General features: G+C 67.3%; 15 protein-coding genes and 1 tRNA gene. 6 read left to right on the forward strand and 10 right to left on the reverse strand.

Annotation, left to right across the window (positions count from 1 at the left end; all coding sequences use genetic code 11):
* Nucleotides 1-76 precede the first annotated feature (76 nt).
* The 4 genes from pheT to hemP form a co-directional block, all read right to left on the reverse strand.
* Nucleotides 77-2,497: a phenylalanine--tRNA ligase subunit beta gene (pheT, locus tag G572_RS0105385; RefSeq protein ID WP_029057607.1), complete on the reverse strand. Its 2,421-nt coding sequence runs from the start codon at nucleotides 2,495-2,497 to the stop codon at nucleotides 77-79.
* A 65-nt stretch (nucleotides 2,498-2,562) separates the two neighbouring features.
* The gene (locus G572_RS0105390) at nucleotides 2,563-3,219 is read right to left on the reverse strand and encodes a hypothetical protein (protein ID WP_029057608.1); all 657 of its coding nucleotides are present in this window, start codon (nucleotides 3,217-3,219) and stop codon (nucleotides 2,563-2,565) included.
* Complete coding sequence (gene pheS / locus G572_RS0105395; RefSeq protein WP_029057609.1) at nucleotides 3,216-4,298, reverse strand: phenylalanine--tRNA ligase subunit alpha; 1,083 nt, start codon at nucleotides 4,296-4,298, stop codon at nucleotides 3,216-3,218. Before pheS ends, G572_RS0105390 begins: the two co-directional genes overlap by 4 nt.
* A gap of 140 nt (nucleotides 4,299-4,438) precedes the next feature.
* Nucleotides 4,439-4,648, reverse strand: a complete 210-nt coding sequence (hemP, locus tag G572_RS22605) for a hemin uptake protein HemP (protein WP_037545905.1) — start codon at nucleotides 4,646-4,648, stop codon at nucleotides 4,439-4,441.
* Nucleotides 4,649-5,098: 450 nt separating this feature from the next.
* Here hemP and G572_RS0105405 point away from each other — a divergent pair, with 450 nt between their 5' ends.
* The 4 genes from G572_RS0105405 to argS all read left to right on the forward strand — a co-directional run bounded on the left by G572_RS0105405 (nucleotide 5,099) and on the right by argS (nucleotide 9,693).
* Nucleotides 5,099-6,406 carry a DUF2325 domain-containing protein gene (locus G572_RS0105405; protein ID WP_029057610.1) on the forward strand — a complete coding sequence of 436 codons (1,308 nt, stop codon included), beginning with the start codon at nucleotides 5,099-5,101 and terminating at the stop codon, nucleotides 6,404-6,406.
* The gene (gene hmuQ, locus G572_RS0105410; RefSeq protein WP_029057611.1) at nucleotides 6,391-6,705 is read left to right on the forward strand and encodes a heme-degrading protein HmuQ; all 315 of its coding nucleotides are present in this window, start codon (nucleotides 6,391-6,393) and stop codon (nucleotides 6,703-6,705) included. The genes G572_RS0105405 and hmuQ overlap by 16 nt, the downstream gene beginning before the upstream one ends.
* Nucleotides 6,706-6,795: 90 nt before the next feature.
* Nucleotides 6,796-7,896 carry an S-methyl-5-thioribose-1-phosphate isomerase gene (gene mtnA / locus G572_RS0105415; protein WP_029057612.1) on the forward strand — a complete coding sequence of 367 codons (1,101 nt, stop codon included), beginning with the start codon at nucleotides 6,796-6,798 and terminating at the stop codon, nucleotides 7,894-7,896.
* A gap of 84 nt (nucleotides 7,897-7,980) precedes the next feature.
* Entirely contained in the window at nucleotides 7,981-9,693 is a 1,713-nt protein-coding gene (argS, locus tag G572_RS0105420) for an arginine--tRNA ligase domain-containing protein (RefSeq protein WP_029057613.1), read from the forward strand.
* An 826-nt stretch (nucleotides 9,694-10,519) separates the two neighbouring features.
* Here argS and G572_RS26185 read toward each other — a convergent pair.
* The 5 genes from G572_RS26185 to G572_RS0105445 all read right to left on the reverse strand — a co-directional run bounded on the left by G572_RS26185 (nucleotide 10,520) and on the right by G572_RS0105445 (nucleotide 15,143).
* Nucleotides 10,520-10,707: transfer RNA gene (locus G572_RS26185), tRNA-Pro, on the reverse strand.
* Nucleotides 10,698-11,486 (reverse strand): class I SAM-dependent methyltransferase, encoded by a 789-nt coding sequence (locus G572_RS0105430; protein ID WP_029057614.1) that lies wholly within the window; start codon nucleotides 11,484-11,486, stop codon nucleotides 10,698-10,700. The genes G572_RS26185 and G572_RS0105430 overlap by 10 nt, the downstream gene beginning before the upstream one ends.
* The gene (locus tag G572_RS22610; protein ID WP_037545908.1) at nucleotides 11,483-12,628 is read right to left on the reverse strand and encodes a Rossmann-fold NAD(P)-binding domain-containing protein; all 1,146 of its coding nucleotides are present in this window, start codon (nucleotides 12,626-12,628) and stop codon (nucleotides 11,483-11,485) included. The genes G572_RS0105430 and G572_RS22610 overlap by 4 nt, the downstream gene beginning before the upstream one ends.
* Nucleotides 12,622-13,665, reverse strand: coding sequence for a TIGR01459 family HAD-type hydrolase (locus G572_RS0105440; RefSeq protein ID WP_029057615.1), 1,044 nt, complete (start codon nucleotides 13,663-13,665; stop codon nucleotides 12,622-12,624). The genes G572_RS22610 and G572_RS0105440 overlap by 7 nt, the downstream gene beginning before the upstream one ends.
* Nucleotides 13,662-15,143 (reverse strand): aminotransferase class I/II-fold pyridoxal phosphate-dependent enzyme, encoded by a 1,482-nt coding sequence (locus tag G572_RS0105445; protein WP_037545913.1) that lies wholly within the window; start codon nucleotides 15,141-15,143, stop codon nucleotides 13,662-13,664. Before G572_RS0105445 ends, G572_RS0105440 begins: the two co-directional genes overlap by 4 nt.
* Before the next feature lie 301 nt (nucleotides 15,144-15,444).
* Between G572_RS0105445 and G572_RS0105450 the strand changes: the two genes are divergently transcribed.
* A complete protein-coding gene (locus G572_RS0105450; protein WP_029057617.1) occupies nucleotides 15,445-16,500 on the forward strand; it encodes a dipeptidase in 1,056 nt (351 codons plus the stop codon).
* Between the two features lie 33 nt (nucleotides 16,501-16,533).
* Here the strand turns inward: G572_RS0105450 and G572_RS0105455 are convergent, their stop codons facing one another.
* The gene (locus tag G572_RS0105455) at nucleotides 16,534-16,905 is read right to left on the reverse strand and encodes a hypothetical protein (protein WP_029057618.1); all 372 of its coding nucleotides are present in this window, start codon (nucleotides 16,903-16,905) and stop codon (nucleotides 16,534-16,536) included.
* Nucleotides 16,906-17,180: 275 nt separating this feature from the next.
* Here G572_RS0105455 and G572_RS0105460 point away from each other — a divergent pair, with 275 nt between their 5' ends.
* Nucleotides 17,181-17,912, forward strand: a complete 732-nt coding sequence (locus G572_RS0105460) for a potassium channel family protein (RefSeq protein ID WP_051241890.1) — start codon at nucleotides 17,181-17,183, stop codon at nucleotides 17,910-17,912.
* Nucleotides 17,913-17,945: the final 33 nt, after the last annotated feature.

Here is a 17,945-nt window from a genome sequence, read left to right on the forward strand (position 1 = left end):
CCGGCGCGCCCGTTGCCTACGGCGCGTGCCGAAGCACCTTGAAAGGGTATGGGAGCCGGCGTCCGCGCACAAGCGCTCAGCCGCGAAGCGTGCCGCCGGTCGCCTTTTCCACCGCCGCGCGGATCTTGCCCGCGACCGCGTCGAGGTCCTCGTCGGTCAGCGTCTTGGCGCGCGGCTGCAGCGTCACGTCGATGGCGAGCGACTTGCGTCCCGCCTCGATGCCGGCCCCGCGATAGACGTCGAACAGCGTGACGTCGGCGATCAGCGCCTTGTCGGCGCCGCGCGCCGCCTTCATCAGCTTGTCGGCGGTCACCGCCTCGTCGACGACGAAGGCGAAATCGCGGCGCACCGGCATCAGGTCGCTGGCGTTGAAGGCGCCCTTGGAGCGCCCGCCCTTGCCCTTGGGCACGGGGATCGCGTCGAGGAACACCTCGAAGACCGCGATCGCCCCGTCGAGATCGAGCGCGCGCATGACGCGCGGGTGCAATTCGCCGAAGCGCGCGAGCACCGTCTTCGGGCCGAGGCGCAATTCGCCCGAGCGCCCCGGATGCAGCCAGTCGGGCACCTCAGTGAAGACCATCAGCTTGTCGACCGGCGCACCGGCGGCCGCAAGGGCGGCCTCCGCATCGGCCTTGGCGTCGAAGACGGAGACAGGCGCCGCGTTGCCCGACCAGTGGCGGTCGGCCCCGGTGAAACCTGCGGTTCCCCGGCGCACGCCGGCGGCCACCATCGACTGGCCTTCCGGCGTGTCGTTGGCGAAGACCTGGCCGACCTCGAAGAGCGCGACATCCGGATAGCCCCGGTCGGCGTTGCGCTGGGCGGCGGCGGCAAGGCCCGGCACCAGGCTCGGGCGCATGTCGGACATGTCGGCGGAAATCGGATTGGCAAGCTCGAGGTCGCGCCCGCCGCCGCCGAAGGCTTGCGCCTGTTTGGCGGAAATGAACGACCAGGTCACCGCTTCCTTCATGCCGCGCACGGCAAGCGTGCGCCGTGCCTGCGAGCGCCGCGTCTGGGCGACGGTCAGCACGCGGCCGGAGACCGTCGACTGGCGCGGCAGCGGGGTGGAGACCACCTTGTCGAGACCGACGATGCGCACGACTTCTTCCACAAGGTCCGCCTTGCCGTGGACGTCCGGGCGCCAGGACGGCGGCGAAACCTTGACCGTATCGCCGCTGCCGGCGACCCAGAAGCCGAGCCGGCCGAGCACACCCTTGATCTCCGCATCCGACAGCGAGAGACCCGACAGCCGCTTGACCTCTGCGAAGGGGAAATCGACCACCCGGTCGGTGTCGGGAATGGCGCCGGAGAAGGTCACTTCGCTCGGCGTGCCGCCGCAAAGCTCCATCACCAACTGCGTGGCGAGATCCAGCCCCGGCAGGCAGAACTGCGGATCGACGCCGCGCTCGAAACGGTAGCGCGCGTCGGTGTTGATGCCGAGCGCGCGGCCCGTGCGGGCGATGTTGGTCTCGTCCCAAAGCGCCGATTCGATCAACACGTCGGTGGTCTCGGCGGTGCAGCCGGAAACTTCGCCGCCCATGATTCCGCCAATGGATTCCACACCGTTCTCGTCGGCGATCACGCACATCGTGTCGTCGAAGCGGTAGGTCTTGCCGTCGAGGCCGAGAAGCTCCTCGCCGTCGCGCCCGCGCCGCACCGTGAGATCGCCCTGGACCTTGGCGGCGTCGAAGACGTGCAGCGGACGGCCGCGGTCGAAGGTGATGTAATTGGTGATGTCGACCAGCGCGTTGATCGGGCGCAGGCCGATGGCGATCAGGCGCTTCTGCATCCACTCCGGCGACGGGCCATTGCGGATCCCGCGCACCAGGCGCAGGCCGAAGGCGGGACACAGCGACGGCGTGTCGCCGAAGTCCAGATCGACCTTCACCGGACAGGGGCCCTCGCCCGCGACCGTCTGCGGGCGGTTTTCCTTGAACTTGCCGAGACCGGCCGCGGCGAGGTCGCGGGCGATGCCCGAGACGCCGGCGCAATCGGGGCGGTTCGGCGTCAGGCCGATCTCGATCACGGGATCGTCGAGGCCGATGAATTCAGCGTAGGACACGCCCACCGGCGCGCCTTCGCCGAGGTCGATGATGCCGCTGTGCTCGTCGGAGAGTTCCAGCTCGCGCTCCGAGCACATCATGCCGAAGCTTTCCACATCGCGGATCTTGCCGACCGACAGCGTCACGTCGATGCCCGGCACATAATCGCCGGGGCGCGCCAGCACGCCGACGAGACCGGTGCGCGCGTTGGGCGCGCCGCAGACGATCTGCAGCAGCTCGCCGCCGTCGCCGGCATCGACGCTGAGCACCTTCAGCCGGTCGGCGTTCGGGTGCTGTTTGGCCTCCACCACGCGGGCGATGGTGAAGCTCTTCAGCTTGTCGGCGGGATTGATGACATCCTCGACCTCCAGGCCGATGCGCGTCAGCGTCTCGACGATTTCGTCGAGACCGGCATCGGTCTCCAGGTGATCCTTGAGCCAGGACAGGGTGAATTTCATGGCATCGGTCTCTTGTCTTGTGTCGCGGAGGGCGCCCGCTCGCGCGGCGCCATTCGACGCGACCGTCAATCGGTCGGGGTGAAACGGTCCAGATCAGGCATCACGGAGGCGCCGGCATAGGACTGCGCGAAGCGCAGGCCGATCTCGTGCAAGCGGTCGTTCCAGCGCTCCACCTGCATGTCGCTGATCCCGTCGCCACCGGCGATCGCCTGCGATGCCTCGGTCTCGACCTGGTCTCGCAACAAGCCCAGTTCGAGCATCGCCGCATCCTCGGCCTGGCTTTTGTCCAGCCAGCCGTAGGTCACCGCGCCGATGAGAATCAGCAACGCCAGCGCCGAGGTCGCCGTCGACCATTTGGAGATCCCCGCGATGCGCCGCTCGCTCGTCACCAGAACGAGGGTGGCGATGGCCAGGAAGGCGGTGATGTAGACGGCCGTCAGGAAGCTCTGGTATTTTTCCGAGGCATTCGTCTCATGGCTTGCGCGCAGCCGGGTGATGCGGTCGCGCAGGTACAACACCGGATCCGCGCCCGCGCCCAGGCCCTGGCGGAAATAGTCGTCGCAATAGCGCAGCCGGCCGCGCTCCTCGGTCTTGTCGGCGCAAACCTCCAGGAACGACGGCGCGCCGGTTTGCGCGGGCGTCTGGAGGTTGGTCTGGGCCTGGACCGGCGCGACAAGCACGGCCGTCAGCAGCACCAGCCACAGGGCGGCGAAGAGCCTCATCGTGACAGCCCCCCGAACAGCGTCGGCAGGTCGAGCGGGCGGAAACCGTAGTGGTCGATCCAGCGCACGTCGGCGTCGAAGAAGGCACGCAGGTCCGGCATGCCGTACTTCAGCATGGCGATCCGGTCGATGCCCATGCCCCAGGCAAAGCCTTGATATTCGTCCGGGTCCAGCCCGCAATTGCGGATGACATTGGGATGGACCATGCCGCAGCCGAGGATTTCCAGCCAGTCGTCGCCCTCGCCGATCTTCACCTCGTTGCCGGAGCGGTCGCAGCCGATATCGACTTCCATCGACGGCTCGGTGAAGGGGAAGAACGACGGGCGAAAACGCATCTTGATCTCGTCGACCTCGAAGAAGGCCTTGCAGAATTCCTCGAGCACCCACTTCAGGTGACCGATGTGGCTGCCCTTGTCGATGACGAGCCCCTCGACCTGGTGGAACATCGGGGTGTGCGTCTGGTCGCTGTCGCAGCGATAGGTGCGGCCCGGCGTGATCACGCGGATCGGCGGCTTTTGCGACATCATCGTGCGGATCTGCACCGGAGAGGTGTGGGTCCGCAGAAGCATGCGCTCGCCGTCCTCCTTGGGATGCAGGAAGAACGTGTCGTGCATGTCGCGCGCCGGATGGTCTTCCGGGAAATTCAGCGCGGTGAAATTGAGATGATCGGTCTCGACATCCGGGCCTTCGGCGATGGAAAAGCCCATGTCGGCGAAGATCGCCGTCAGTTCGTCGATCACCTGGCTCACGGGATGAATGCGGCCGGCCTCCGACGGTGCCGCACGCAGCGGCAGCGTCACGTCGATCCGCTCCGCTTCCAGCCTCGCGTTGAGGGCGGCCTCCTGCAGCACCTCGCGGCGGGCGCCCAGCGCCTCGCCGACGCGTTGCTTCAGGCCGTTGATCGCCGGCCCCATCTCCCGGCGTTCCTCCGGCGAGAGCTTGCCCAGCGTCTTGAGCTGTTCGGAGACAGACCCCTTCTTGCCAAGGGCCGCGACCCGAACCTCTTCCAGGTCGGCTTCGGTCGATGCAGCGGCGATGGCCGCGAGGATCTCGGATTCCAGGTTTTCGAGTTCGGACATGACACCGTCGGGATTTGCGGCGCACGGACAGGCCCGCGCGCGCGGCATGGTGAGAAGGTTTCCGGTCTTTTAGCAGACTTTTTGCCGGTTTCCAGCCGCAGCCGCCTCCCCGGTCCACATGCAGCGGCGCAAGCGGCGCGCTACTTGGTCAAAAGCAGCTTCTCCAAGCGCGTGATCGACAGGCGGTAGGTCATGTCCTTGTGCCTGATATGCACTTCGCGCGCGCCCTGGAAAAGCGCGGAACTGTCCAGTTCCAGCGGTGCCAGCGCAGCCTTGGACGCAGCGGCGAAAGGCCGGCGGGCGCCCGGTCGGCGAAGAAGCGTGCGTCGCACGGGCGGGTCCTGGGACATGACAATCTCCTTGAAGCAAGAGGCGCGAAACCGGCGCGCCGAACGAATTTGTGACTCAAATACTCATGTTTTAACAAGGACGCAATCCTCCCCGCTCGCCTGTTGAAAAACGGGACTGGCCGTGTGGCCTTGTGCTTGCCGGTGCGCCTCTCCCAGCGCCGGGCTTTATACTTGACTCTTTATGTCATGTTTTATACCAAGAGTCCGGTTCGCGGCCCCATCCGTGTCCAGGGGCCGCCGGACATGTCCAAGCGCCAGCAAGCCACACCGGCAACTCCCTCGCCGGTTCAGCCAGCCACGCCTTTCCACGATCGAAAAGCGAAGCGCGGTCGCACGGCAGATGCCGGCGCTGCGCCATGCGAGGCCCCATGCTGCCGCCCCCTCCCGTTGCCCCGCCCTTCGCGCCGATGCACAGGCGCGCCGGGTTTTTCACCTGCCGAAAGGCGCGTCATGTGCGCCGGTAACGGTTCCCTCGAGGCCGCCGTTGCCGCCGCCATCCAGGCGGAAGCATCGGCCACCGCGTCCGGCACCGGCCCGCCGGAGCCGCGTCGGCGCATTTTTCTGTGGGAGCAGAACGACAGCGTGCATTGCTCGATTGTCGGCACCTGCGCCAGCGTCGGCGACTTGCGCCGGGTTGCGCGGCGGATCGGCATGGAGATTGCGCCCGAAACACCCGACTACGACCTCCACGGACACTTCGTTCGCCTGTCGACGACCGACAACGCCTTTTCCCGCGCTTTCCAGAAGCTCCTCGACGCGCGGTTCGAGGGCGCCTTGCGCCGGGTCGCGCGCACCCGGAACGCCACGGGTCTGGCGGAACTGTGGGACGACATGTGCGACCGCGGCCAGGTCGCGCCCGCATACTGGGCCTTCATGAGCCACGGCCATGTGCCGAACGACCTTCGGGTGCGCGTCTTCGGCGAGGTGCACATGTGGTCGCATCTGGCCGGAGCCTCCTTCCGCCGCAAGACCGTGGAAGCGGCCGCGCTGCGCGACCAGATCCGCGAGATGGAAGACCGCGCGAAACGCACCGAGGCCGGGCTGCACGCGGCCCTCGCGGAGCGCGACGCCGAGATCGCCCGGCTGCGCGCGCGTCTCACCGACCTGCAGGCAAGCGCCGCCCATGGCGCCGGCGCCACCGCGAGGGCGAAGGCGAAAGGCCGGCCGCAAAACGATGCGCTGCAACGGCGTTTCGACAAGGCCCAGCGCGCGCTTCAGGGAGCAAGGGTCAGGGCGCGCCAGGCAGAGGCGCGGCTGCGGGCGCTCGACGGCGCGGCACGACAGGCCGCAGACGGGCCCGGATCCCGCCCGCTTCCATGTCCCGCCTCGACCGAGGCGCCATATCCCGCAAGAACGCCGCCCGAAAGCCGGTCGGCCGGCACCGGCGGGCGGCCCCGCACCGTGCTTTATGTCGGCGGGTTGCACGGTCACCGCGACCGGCTGCGCGGCATCGCCGCCGAATTCAACGCCGCCTTCCTGCATCACGACGGCGGCGTGGAGGACGCCCCGCAACGGCTCGATCAGCTGCTTCCGTCCGTCGACTGCGTCTTCTGTCCGGTCAGCTGCGTCAGCCACGATGCCTGCCTGCGCGCCAAACGGGCGTGCCAGAAACGCAACATGCCCTTCGTCGCCCTGCGCAGTCCCGGCCAGAGCACCTTCGCGCGCGCCCTGCGGCACCTTGTCGAAGCGGACGATCATGGCCAAATACCGGGTCACGACACGCCACAGGAGGACACCACGACATGTTCATCGCCATGAACCGCTTTCGCGTCAGGCCCGGCCACGAGGACGATTTCGAAACCGTCTGGCGCAACCGCGAGCGCAAGCTCGGCGACGTTCCGGGCTTCAGGGAGTTTCACCTGCTGCGCGGCGCAACCGGCGACGAACACACGCTGTTTGCCTCCCACACCATCTGGGAAAGCGAAGAGGCTTTTCTGGCCTGGACGAAGAGCCAGGCCTTTCGCGACGCGCACAAGAACGCCGGCGACAACAAGCCGCTCTACCTCGGCCCGCCCGATTTCGAGGGCTTTCAGGTCGTGCTCGCCGAAACCGCCTGAGGCCGGGGAAACCGGACAGGCACCGGTTTTGCGACCGCATACGGCGTGATAAACTACCGACGGCAGCCTCACAACCAGAGCGGGAAAATCATGAAGATCGACGGAACCCCCTATCGCGCGATCTGGCCGGGTGAAGACGGCCGCAGCGCCTGCATCATCGACCAGACCCGGCTGCCGCATGAATTCGTCACCGTGGATCTGCACAGCGTCGACGACGCCGCGACCGCCATCCGCGACATGTGGGTGCGCGGCGCGCCGCTGATCGGCGCCACGGCCGCCTATGGCATGGCGCTGGCGATGCAACGCGATGCCGGCGACGCCAAGCTCGCCGATGCCTACGAGACGCTGATCGCGACGCGACCAACGGCGATCAACCTGAAATGGGCGCTCGATGCCGCCCGCGCCCGCCTCGCGCCGCTCGATGAAGCGGAGCGCGCCGCCGCCGCCTGGCGCTTCGCCGCAGAGCTTTGCGACGCCGATGTCGCGGTGAACCATGCCATCGGCGAACACGGGCTCTCGCTGATCCGCGAGATCGCCGCGAACAAGAAGCCCGGCGAGCCCGTCAATGTGCTAACCCATTGCAACGCCGGATGGATCGCGACCGTCGACTGGGGCACGGCGACCTCGCCGATCTATCAGGCGCACAACGCCGGCATCGACGTTCACGTCTTCGTCGACGAGACCCGGCCGCGCAACCAGGGTGCCAGCCTGACGGCCTGGGAACTCGGCAAGCACGGCGTGCCGCACACGCTGATCGTCGACAATGCCGGCGGCCACCTGATGCAGCACGGCCAGGTCGACATCGTCATCACCGGCACCGACCGCACCACCGCGCAGGGCGACGTCTGCAACAAGATCGGCACCTACCTGAAGGCGCTTGCGGCCAAGGACAACGGCGTTCCCTTCTATGTCGCGCTGCCCTCCTCCACCATCGACTGGACCGTGCGCGACGGGGTGCGCGAGATCCCGATCGAGGAGCGAAACGGCGAGGAAGTCACCTGGATCCAGGGCCGGCGCGCCGACGGCAGCATCGACAAGGTACTGATTTCGCCGCCCGACACGCCCGCTGCCAATCCCGCCTTCGACGTAACCCCGGCACGGCTCGTCACCGGCCTGATCACCGAGCGCGGCATCTGCGATGCAAGCGCGGACGGTCTCGCCGGGCTCTTTCCGGACCGCGCGGTGGCCTAACGCGCATCCGCCCCTTGCCTGATCGACCGAAGGTTGCAAAACTGATCCGAACTCGCCCGCTTCGGCGATTTTCGGAACGGATCGATGGACCAGAAACCGAAGACGGCACAGGATGGCATCGGCGACCCGGCCGGCGGCATCGCGGATAGTGGCGGCCCGCTTTCTGCGGGCGCCCTGTCGGCACTTGTCGAGGCCGGGCTTGACCGGGCGGTCGGCGCGCTCGACCGGCAGACCGACTTCCGGCGCGGACCACAGGGTGCTGCCGACGTCTCCGTCATCCTCAAGGGCCGGATCGACGGCCCCGCACGCACGGCCCTGACATCGGTCTTCGAGGCCTGGCCGGCGGTGGAAAGCGCGCGGCTTTCCAAGAACCGGCTGACCTTGCGCTTCACCGACGAAACATTGGAGCGGGTCGCGGACGGCCTTGCCGCACATCCGGACGATCCGCTGCAGCTTGGCGGCACGGCCACCGGCACGCGGATTCTCGTCGACTATCTCGATCCCAACGCCAACAAGGCGCTGCATGTCGGGCACCTTCGCAACATCGCGCTCGGCGGCGCGCTAGCCGCCCTGTGGCGGGCACGCGGCGCCGAGGTCGCCTGCCAGAGCGTCGTCTGCGACATCGGCCGCAACATCGCCGAGGCGCTGGCCGGCGTAACGGCGGCGGGCGGACTGTCCGCGCTGGCGGGCGGCGGACCCGTGGACCGGCTGGTCGGCAGGCTCTACGGCGAGATCGCCGGGGCCGTCGTGTCCGATGAGGGCGGCGCGGACGCCGATGCGCCGATCGCGCGGGAACTGACGCTCCATGGCGATGCCGCCGACGCGGTGCTCGCCGCCTGGCGCGCAGGCGACACCGCGACGCATGCGCTGTGGCGGGAGATGATCGATCTCGTCTTGCGCGATCAGGCGGCGACACTCGCCCGCCTCGGCCAGCGCCACGACGTTTTCCTGCGCGAATCGGATGCGGTCGGGCCGGCACTGGCGCTTGCGGACCGGTTGATCGATGTCGGCCTCGCGCGGCGCGAGGACGACGGCGTCGTGATCCTGGAAACCGGGCGCGACGACTACCCGCGCTGCCCGCTCACCCGCAGCGACGGCTTTGCAACCGAACACCTGCGCGCGCTGGTTCTCTGGCTGGAGGCGGCACAGGGCGCATCGCCGGCCGACCGCATCCTGCACGTGATGGGCGAGGAATGGCTGACCAGCACCGAGATCCGCCTCGATGCGCTGAGGGCACTCGGCGCCGGAGCTTTTTTCGACCGCTACCGCATGCTGCCCCATCAGCTGGTGCGGCTCGACGGCTCGACGATGAAATCGAGCACCGGCAACACGCTGTTGATCGACGACCTCATCGACACGCTCGCCCGCAACCTTCCCGGCCCGCTCGCCGCCCTGCCCGCAGAGACGCAAGGCCGGGCCGTGGCAACCATCGCGCTGACGCCGTTCCTGATCGCGGAGGCCGGCGTTGCGCTGGAGATCGACCTTGCGGCCCTCACCGACCCGGAGCGCAATCCGGGCTTCGATCTCGCAGCACTCGCGCTTGCACCGCCTTCCGGGCACGCAACGGCGTCGGGCGGCGATGCGCAGCGCTTCGCGCTGCTTCAGGGCGAAAGGCTCAGGCGGGTGTTGATCCAGGCATCCAAGCGCGACGATCCGGTGGCCCCGGCGCGGTTTCTGGCGCGCCTCGCGCAGGCCCGCCGCGACGGGGATATCGGGCCGAAGACCGACGCCGTGCTTCAGCCGCCGGTGCGCGCGGCGATGACCGCCTGCGGACTGCTGCCGGGCCTCCAGGCGTGAAGCAAGACGACGGATTCAACCGGGCACCGGCCGGCGACTTGTCCCCGCCCGGCCTTGCGGCGCATCGCCTGCGCGGTCACGCGCAATCCGATCAATATTCGCAATTCAAAACGCAATTTTCGCAAAATCCGGCGCAAAACTTGTAAAATCTGCAAGTCCGCCAGAAAGCGATCAGGGGCACGCCGCCTCCGGCGCGCTCTTGCGGCTGCAACCGCGGAAAGACCGGACCGAGATGGCCGACCCTCCCGCGGCGCGGGTTTCTACAGGGCATCGTTTCCAGGGCATCATTTCCAGGGCATCACATTTTGCGAAAGCGCAAGTTCGCGCGCGTTCCGGTGCTGCGGCTATCGGGCGACGGTCACCCGCCGACCTCATGTGCCTTAGCGGGCTGGAACGGCATCGAACTTGGCGAGCGCGCCAGCGGCAATTGGAGCCGAGCTGGCGATTGGCGCCGCATCACGCGCCAGTGGATGCGCCGCTGGTACAGCCAGATCGTCAAGATCCTTGGCTGGCACAGCGGGTGGCATCCCGCTCACTGGCACGCCCTTACCCGCTGGAGCAGCGGATGGAACGGCCAGCTTTGGCATAGCGGCTGGAACACCAGACGCTGGTACAGACCGGTTCGCCATTGGCGCAGCGGTCTCGGAGAGACGCGAGCTCGTCAGCGCGAGCGCGGCCTTGATCTCCCGAAGAGCCATCACTTTGTCCATGATTTTTCACCTCCTTTCCTTCCCATGCAGGAAACCGTCCGGCCTCGACCGGAGGATATCCGGGAGGCCGTGTCACATGTCGCGCCGTCTGCCGGTCACGGCATGGCGCGAGAAAATGGCGCATCCGACGGGACTCGAACCCGCACCTACCAACTCCCAAAGCTGGTGCTCTTAAGCCACGTAAAGTCCGCCGTTCCGGGATCCGGGTCGGGGTGGAATGACGATGCCCTGGTGAAATCATTCCCCAGTCGCCAGGCCTTCCAGGCGTTCCGCTGCAGCATTTTACCGGTTAAGCTACGGATGCATTTGCCCCTTTTCGTCTTCGGGGATCGGTTTTCGCGCGACGAAGACGACGTTCTCGCGCCCGTCGAGCGCGATGTAGTCGGGCGTCCCCGCACGGTGAAAGAAGCGCGCCTCCTCAACCTCCAGCCCGGCTGCACGCGCGGCACGCGACAGCACATCCGGGTCGACGAGATGCAGGAAAGCGGGCAGTTCGCTGATCGTGGGATCGTCGGACACCGCCGGCAGGTCGTGGCATTCGCCCGGCCAGGCGAGGCCCGCCGCGCGGTTCGCCTCGTAGACGGGGCCGAAGGCGCGGATGTTGGCGGCATAGGGCGAGCCGGAGATCGACAGGAACCGGCCGCCCGGCTCAAGCCACGCGGCGATTTTTGCAAAGCCCGCCTCGATCTCGGCGCCGGAGAGGAAATTGAGCAGGTTGGAGGCATGCACCAGCGACAGGCTTTCGGGCGCGAAGTCGAGCTCGGCGGGAAAGGCGCCCGGCGCCAGATGCAGACGGTCCGAGGTCCCCGGCGGGGCATCGCGCGCCGTCGCCTCCAGATGCGCCGGGTCGATGTCATTGGCATGAACGGTGGCGCCGGAGGCAAGGGCTGCATGGGCGGCAACGCCGAAGGCGCAGCCGAGATCGAGCACGGGCCGGGCCGCCGACCCGGCGAGGTCGGCAAAGCGGCGGTTGATCTCGTTCAGCCGCGTCGTGGTGCGCCCGCGCCGGTTTGCCGTGACGAGGCTTGCCGCCCGCACGTCGTCCGGGTGCTCCTTGTCCGTCATCGCGCCCGCCTCGCTCATGCGCTCACCCTTTCGGCATAGGCGCGGTAGCGCGCCTGCAACTCGCCCGCCCAGTCGTCGACGTCGTCGACATGCATCTGCGCGCAATCATAGCCGAAGGCCTCGCGCAAGACCGCCATTTCCGCCGGCGCATAGACGATGGTGCCATCGGCGCGGATCTCGGAAATGCCTTCCACCGTCTGTCCGTCGAGATTGACGCGGATCGCCTCGTCCTGCGGAAGACCGTTGGGCAGGGCAAGACGCACCTCGCGCTTGCCGACGAGCGCCGGATAGCCGCCGGGAAGCGCGTTGGGACCCGGCACATGCATGGGCTTTTGGGTATCGGGCGCGCTCAAGGCGGCGGTCACCGCCGCGACGCCGGAGGCGGCAACGATCTGGCCGGTGACGCCGCGCACGCGCTTGAACTCGCCGATCACGCTGGAAAACAGCGCCGTGTGATCGAGCGTGTCGGCGACCTCCGCGCCGTCGAGCACGATGCTCAGCCGATAGGGCGCGTCGCCCGGCGTGCCATAGGAGGAAATCGCGTTGCAGGCGACATGATGCGCGACGAAATGAACCGTCAGCGCGCCGCGTTCCACGCCGAGCTGGCCCGCGGCCGCACGGGTCAGCGTCGGCACGATATTGGCGATGTTGCCGCCGCCGACATGCGGAGCGAGGCCGACGGTCGCAAGCGCGGAATTCACCGCGTCGGGGAAGGCGGCATTGACCACCAGCGCGCTGCTGCCGGCGGATCGCACGGCGCGCATCACCGCCCGCGCGGTCGCCAGATGATTGGGCAGCCACGGGCCGATGCGCGCGCGCTCCAGATGCTTGTACGCCTCCGACGGCAAGAGGCCGATCTCCCAGAAGGTCTGCAGGCTGGTGGCGTTGACGATGATGTCGGGGCGGACCCGGTCGATCAGCGCCGCGCAGGCGTCGGTCTCGAATACATCGCAGGCCACCGCCTCGATGCGCGGATCGAACCCCAGGCAAAGCGCGGAGGTGATCGACAGGTTCACGCGCTGCGACAGCGCATCGCCGCGCCGCGACGCGACAACAAGATCGAAGCGGTCGTCCATCCGCGACAGCAGGTCGCAGACATGGCCGCCAATGACACCGGCGCCGAAAATCAGGACGCGGTCGCGTTTCCAGGCATCTACCATTGCATCGCCTCCATCACGTGGTGCGGACGAACCCGTGTGCGCTCGACAAGCCCCGCAAGCGCGTCCAGACAAAGCCGGCCTTGCGGGCCGGCATGAAGTTCATGGGCATGGGACCCCGAGCCGGTCACGAGAACGGTCGGAATGCCGGCTGCCCGGGCCCCGGCGATGTCGGTCGCCAGCGTGTCGCCGATCATCAGGGCACGGACCGGATCGGCGCTCCCGACAGCCGCCAACGCGGCGGAATAGATTTCCAGGGCGGGTTTTCCATAGATGCGAACGGTCCCGCCGAACGACTGGTAGACGGGCGCGAGCGCGCCAATGCCGAGATGAAGCGACCCGGCAATGCGCACGCAGGTATCGGCATTGGTCAGAACCAGCGGCAGGCCGGCGCGGGCGGCGGCTCGCAGGAGACGACGGGTCTCAACGTCGGGCACGGGCAAAGGCGCGTCGGCGCGCGGGTCGCCGTGCCCCAGAACGCCGAAGCCGAGAAGAAGATCCGCCGCGTCGGGCGAGTCGACGCAGGCCAGACCGGCGTCGCGCGCCCAGTCGCCACCGGGCTGCGTTCCAACGACGACACAGCGCAGGGCATCGCCACCGCAACGGCGGCGCCGTGCCACTTCGTCCGACAATTGCTCGAACGCCAGACCGCCGCCGGTGATCACCGCGGCGTAGAGATCGGGGGCGAGCCCCTGCTCCTGGAGCAGGCGGGCCAGATCCTCGCCACGGCGCGACGTGTTGGAGACAAGCACCACCGGCACACGGCGCTCGCGCAGGCGCTCGAGTGCGCGGATGGCGGACGGATAGGCACGCACCCCGTCCGTGACAACGCCCCAGACATCGACAAGGACCGCGCAAGGCGCCTCCGCGCGCGCGGCATCGTCGAACAGCCCGCCAAGACCGGCAAGCCGGCGCGGTTCCGTGACGTTGACCGGCGGCACCTGGAGCGAAAGACCGCCGTCGGCCGGTCCGCTTTCGGACCATGGGCCGTAGGCGCGTGTTGCAGCTTCGGCACCTCCCGCGCCGTCACGCGGGCTCACAGCGCCGCTCCCTGTCCGGCGGCGATCGCGGCCGCCGATTGCCGTTGCGGCATAGGCCGGGTCACATCCGGCAGCTGATTCAGCAGCTTCAAGAGGGCCGGCTCGACGCGCTCCGCGAATGCGGAGACAATCAGCTCGCGCGCCTGGGCGAAACCATCGTCGAAGCTGTGCTCCTGCTCCTCGCCCCAGGCCTCGTCGGCACGGTCCTCCCAGAGCCTCGACGCGCCATAAGTGAGATCCGTACCGATGGACGCCACATTGGCGCGCACGCGCGGTCCCTCGAAGCCATGCGACACGGCAGGCGCGAAAGCGACCTTCGCCTCGTTCAGAAAAAGCCGCGTCAGATCCGCGCCGTCGCCCAGCGTGCCACCCTCCGGCAACTCGTGACCGACCAGACAGGGAAACTCCAGAAGCACCGAATGCCCTGCCTCGACCGGATGCCCGACCGTCACCATCGGGGCGTTCAGGCGGGTCGCCGCGCGCAGGCGGGCATCGAGCCCGTGCACCAGCTCGCAGACGAGCCCGATCCGCCGTCGGCACTCCTCGACATTGCGCCGGGAGAAAAGCGCCGGCGCGCGCAGGGCGCCAAGGGCGGCCGCCTTGGCGACATGGGGAATGCTGGCTGCGCTGCTGGTGATGTAATCCTGCAGGATCGCGACCAGCCAGTCCGGACCGCAGCCCCAGCCGATCCTGAGATTGGCCAGGCAGTGCAGCTTGCTGGCGCCGGCCACCGTGAGGCATCGCTCGCCCGCAGGCGATGCAGCCAGACGCCCGCGCGCCCCGTCGGCGTCATATTCGGACCCCGCGAACAGCGCATCCTCAATGGCGAGCATGTCCGCCTCGACCAGAACCGCGCCCAGGTCATCCAGTTCGTCCTGGCTGTAGACGGCGCCGGTCATGGTCGGATTGAAGAGAACCAGCAGGGGTGGCACCTTCGGACGCGTGCGGGCGATCCAGTCCCGCAGCTCCTTCGCTCCGAGCTTGTAGGCCCGTGCCCGGGAGGTGGGCAGGACATGCAAGGGCCGGTCGAGATAGCCGCACCAGCCGGCAAGGGGATGGTAGAAGCCCGGAGACGTGACGACGTCCGACCCGCCGCGCGTCATCAGACCGATGGCCGCCACCATCAGACGCGTGGAGCCGGCGTCGAGAACCACGTTTCGCGCGAAGGCCCGTGGCACGCCAACACGGCAGAAACTATGCGCGATTTCGGTTTCCAGATCGGGGAAACGCCGCAGGAACATGTAGTTCTCGATCGGCGCGCCATCGGCATCGCGCAGCGCCTCGATGGCGTTTCGGATGGCACCGGGGAACGGTCGACGGACCCCTTCGCCATGGGCGAAGGACACCACATCGGGATCGAACATGCCCGGTCCGACGCGTGTCCCGTCCTCCCCCAACCCCATCAGGGCCAGCCGGGCACGATGCAGGCTTTCGACTGCCGGGCCCTGCGAGGGGCCGGCCACACGTTCACACATCATGCCACCACCCAAAATCTCTATTTAATAGCATATATTACATATACTCGTTATACGATCACAATCAGTCATATTGCGCAACATAATTATAGAAATACCTGAAATCTCAAATCGTCATTCCGAAAAGTACATAATTTAATATATTTTATTTATATTACTCTACGTCGCTTTTGAGATAAGTCGCAATCGACAAGCCCTCTGATCGGGATTGCGTCCTGGCGCCTTGTCCGGCCAAAGTTCCTTCTTGCAACGCCAGCCCTGTGTGGCGAGTGTAACGCTCCCGCAGCACCTTTCGGAGATCCGCATGCCCCCCGACCTCGTGCCCGTCTTCGACGGACACAATGACACCTTGCTGAAACTGGAGCTGGGCGCAGGCACTGCGCGCGAACGCTCATTCCTGACCCGTTCGGACCGCGATCACATCGACTTGCCGCGCGCGCGTGAAGGCGGCTTCGCCGGTGGCCTGTTCGCGATGTATGTGCCCTCGCGCACGGGGCTGGACCTCACGGTGCGCTACAACCCGAGCGATCCGGCGAATTTCGCGCCGGTCGCGCAGGACGTCGCGCTGGGGTTCACCTTGCGCATGGCCGCGCGTGCAAGACGGCTGGAGCGGGAAGCGGCCGGCGCCGTCGCGATCTGCACCGATGTGCCGGGCATCCGCCAGGCCATGGCCGACGATGCGCTCGCCATGGTGCTGCACATCGAGGGAGCGGAGGCGATCGACGCGGATTTCTGCGCGCTCGAGGTGCTGCATGCCGCAGGATTGCGCTCGCTCGGCCCCGTCTGGAGCCGGCCGAACATCTTCGGCGACGGTGCACCGATGACCTGCCCCTCCTCACCGGACACGGGACCGGGCCTGAGCGACACCGGCAAGGCGCTGGTCAGGGCCTGCAACCAACTCAAGATCATGGTCGATCTGTCGCATCTGACGGAAAAAGGGTTCTGGGACGTCGCCGCAACCAGCGACCGCCCGCTGGTGGCTTCGCACTCCAACGCCCATGCGGTCTGTCCTTCCGCACGCAATCTCACCGATCGCCAGCTCGACGCCATCGCGGAAAGCAAGGGGTTGGCCGGCCTCAACTTCCACGTCGCCTTCCTCAGGCCCGACGGCGCCCACAAAGGCGACACGCCGCTGGAGCTGATGGTGCGCCACACCGATCACATGCTGTCCAGGCTCGGCGAGGACGGGGTCGCGCTCGGCTCGGATTTCGACGGGTGTTTCGTGCCGCGCGCCATCGGCGACGTCAGCGGGCTGCCCAAGCTGATCGACGCGTTCCGGGCCGCAGGCTACGGCGAGGCGCTGATCGAGAAGATCGCCTGGCGCAACTGGCTCTCGGTGCTGGAGCGGACCTGGACGTAACCCTTTCACAGGCCGCCCGGCCGACACGGTCGGCTATGCGTCGTGGAGCGGCGCTTCCGCCTCGATGCGCTCTTCCAGGTAGCTGGCGATGCTGGTCGCCACCGCATGCAGGCGGCGCAACTCCGCCTCGCGGCGGGTGGCGGCAAGCACCTCGCTCGGGCTGCCACTGCGCGCACCGTCGCCGAACCGCCCGGTGCCGCGCACGATGAAGCGATAGGCCGCGCCGTCGCGCGATCTCGGCGTGTGCAGGATGTCGCCGACATGCTGCTCGGCAAACCGCAGCGAGTCGTCCAGGGTCGGAAGCGCGTTTTGAAAATCGGGCATTGCATCCCCCGTTCGCGCGGCCGCGCCGCCGCCCGCATTGGCTGCCCGCGCCCAGTCAAGGAAACTCGTGTGTGAATTCATCGGTGGCACCCCGAAACGCCCTTCGCCGCAATGGTTAACAAAAAGTTTGCGCCGATTCGCACGAGAGTCCAAAGGCATTGCGCAGCCGCCGCGCGCCGGCCCGCGCCCGGCCCCGATCCACGTCCCCGGCATGCGGCATTGACGCCGCCGCGCGGCTGGGGTCTTGTCCTGCGATGAGCAGCGAAACGAACGACGCAAAACCGAGCGACAAGGACCAGGCCGATACGGCGTCCCCCCCGGCGCTACAGGCGAAGGTTCGCCGGCTTTACTACGGCATGACACCGGCTGCGCGGCGCTGGCGGATCGCGCTGCTGGTGTTCGACCTCGTGACAATCACCTATTTCATCGTCTCCTCGATGATGGATCCGGAGAATGTCAATCATCTGATCGACTATGCGATCGCGGCAGTGCTCGCCCTGGATTACGGCCTGCGGATGTATGCCGCCCACCGGCCCTGGCGGATGGTGTTCGAGTTCACCAATGTCGCCGACCTGATCGTCATCCTGTCGCTCTTCGCCAGCGCCTTCATCGACAATCTCGCCTTCCTCAGGGTGGTGCGCATGCTGCGCCTGCTGCGCTCCTATCACCTGCTGCGCGAATTGCGTTCCGCGTCGCTTTTCTTCCGCCGCAACGAGGAGATCATCCAGTCGGCGATCAACCTGATGGTCTTCGTCTTCGTCGTCACCGCCGTCGTCTTCGTCACCGAAGGCCACCAGAACCCGTCGATCAACACCTATCTGGACGCGCTCTATTTCACGGTCACGACGCTGACCACCACCGGCTTCGGCGACATCACGATGACCGACAGCTTCGGACGACTGCTGACCGTGCTGATCATGATCTTCGGCGTCGGCCTGTTCCTGCGACTGGTGCAGACGATCTTCCGCCCGCAGAAGGTCGCCTACGATTGCCCGGACTGCGGGTTGTCACGCCACGATCCGGATGCGGTACACTGCAAGCATTGCGGCCGCACGATCAACATTCCCACCGAAGGAGAATGGGCGTGAGCGGGACGGGCCAGTCCCGGCGGCCTTGCATCG

The organism is Stappia stellulata DSM 5886 (assembly GCF_000423705.1).
GTDB lineage: Bacteria > Pseudomonadota > Alphaproteobacteria > Rhizobiales > Stappiaceae > Stappia > Stappia stellulata.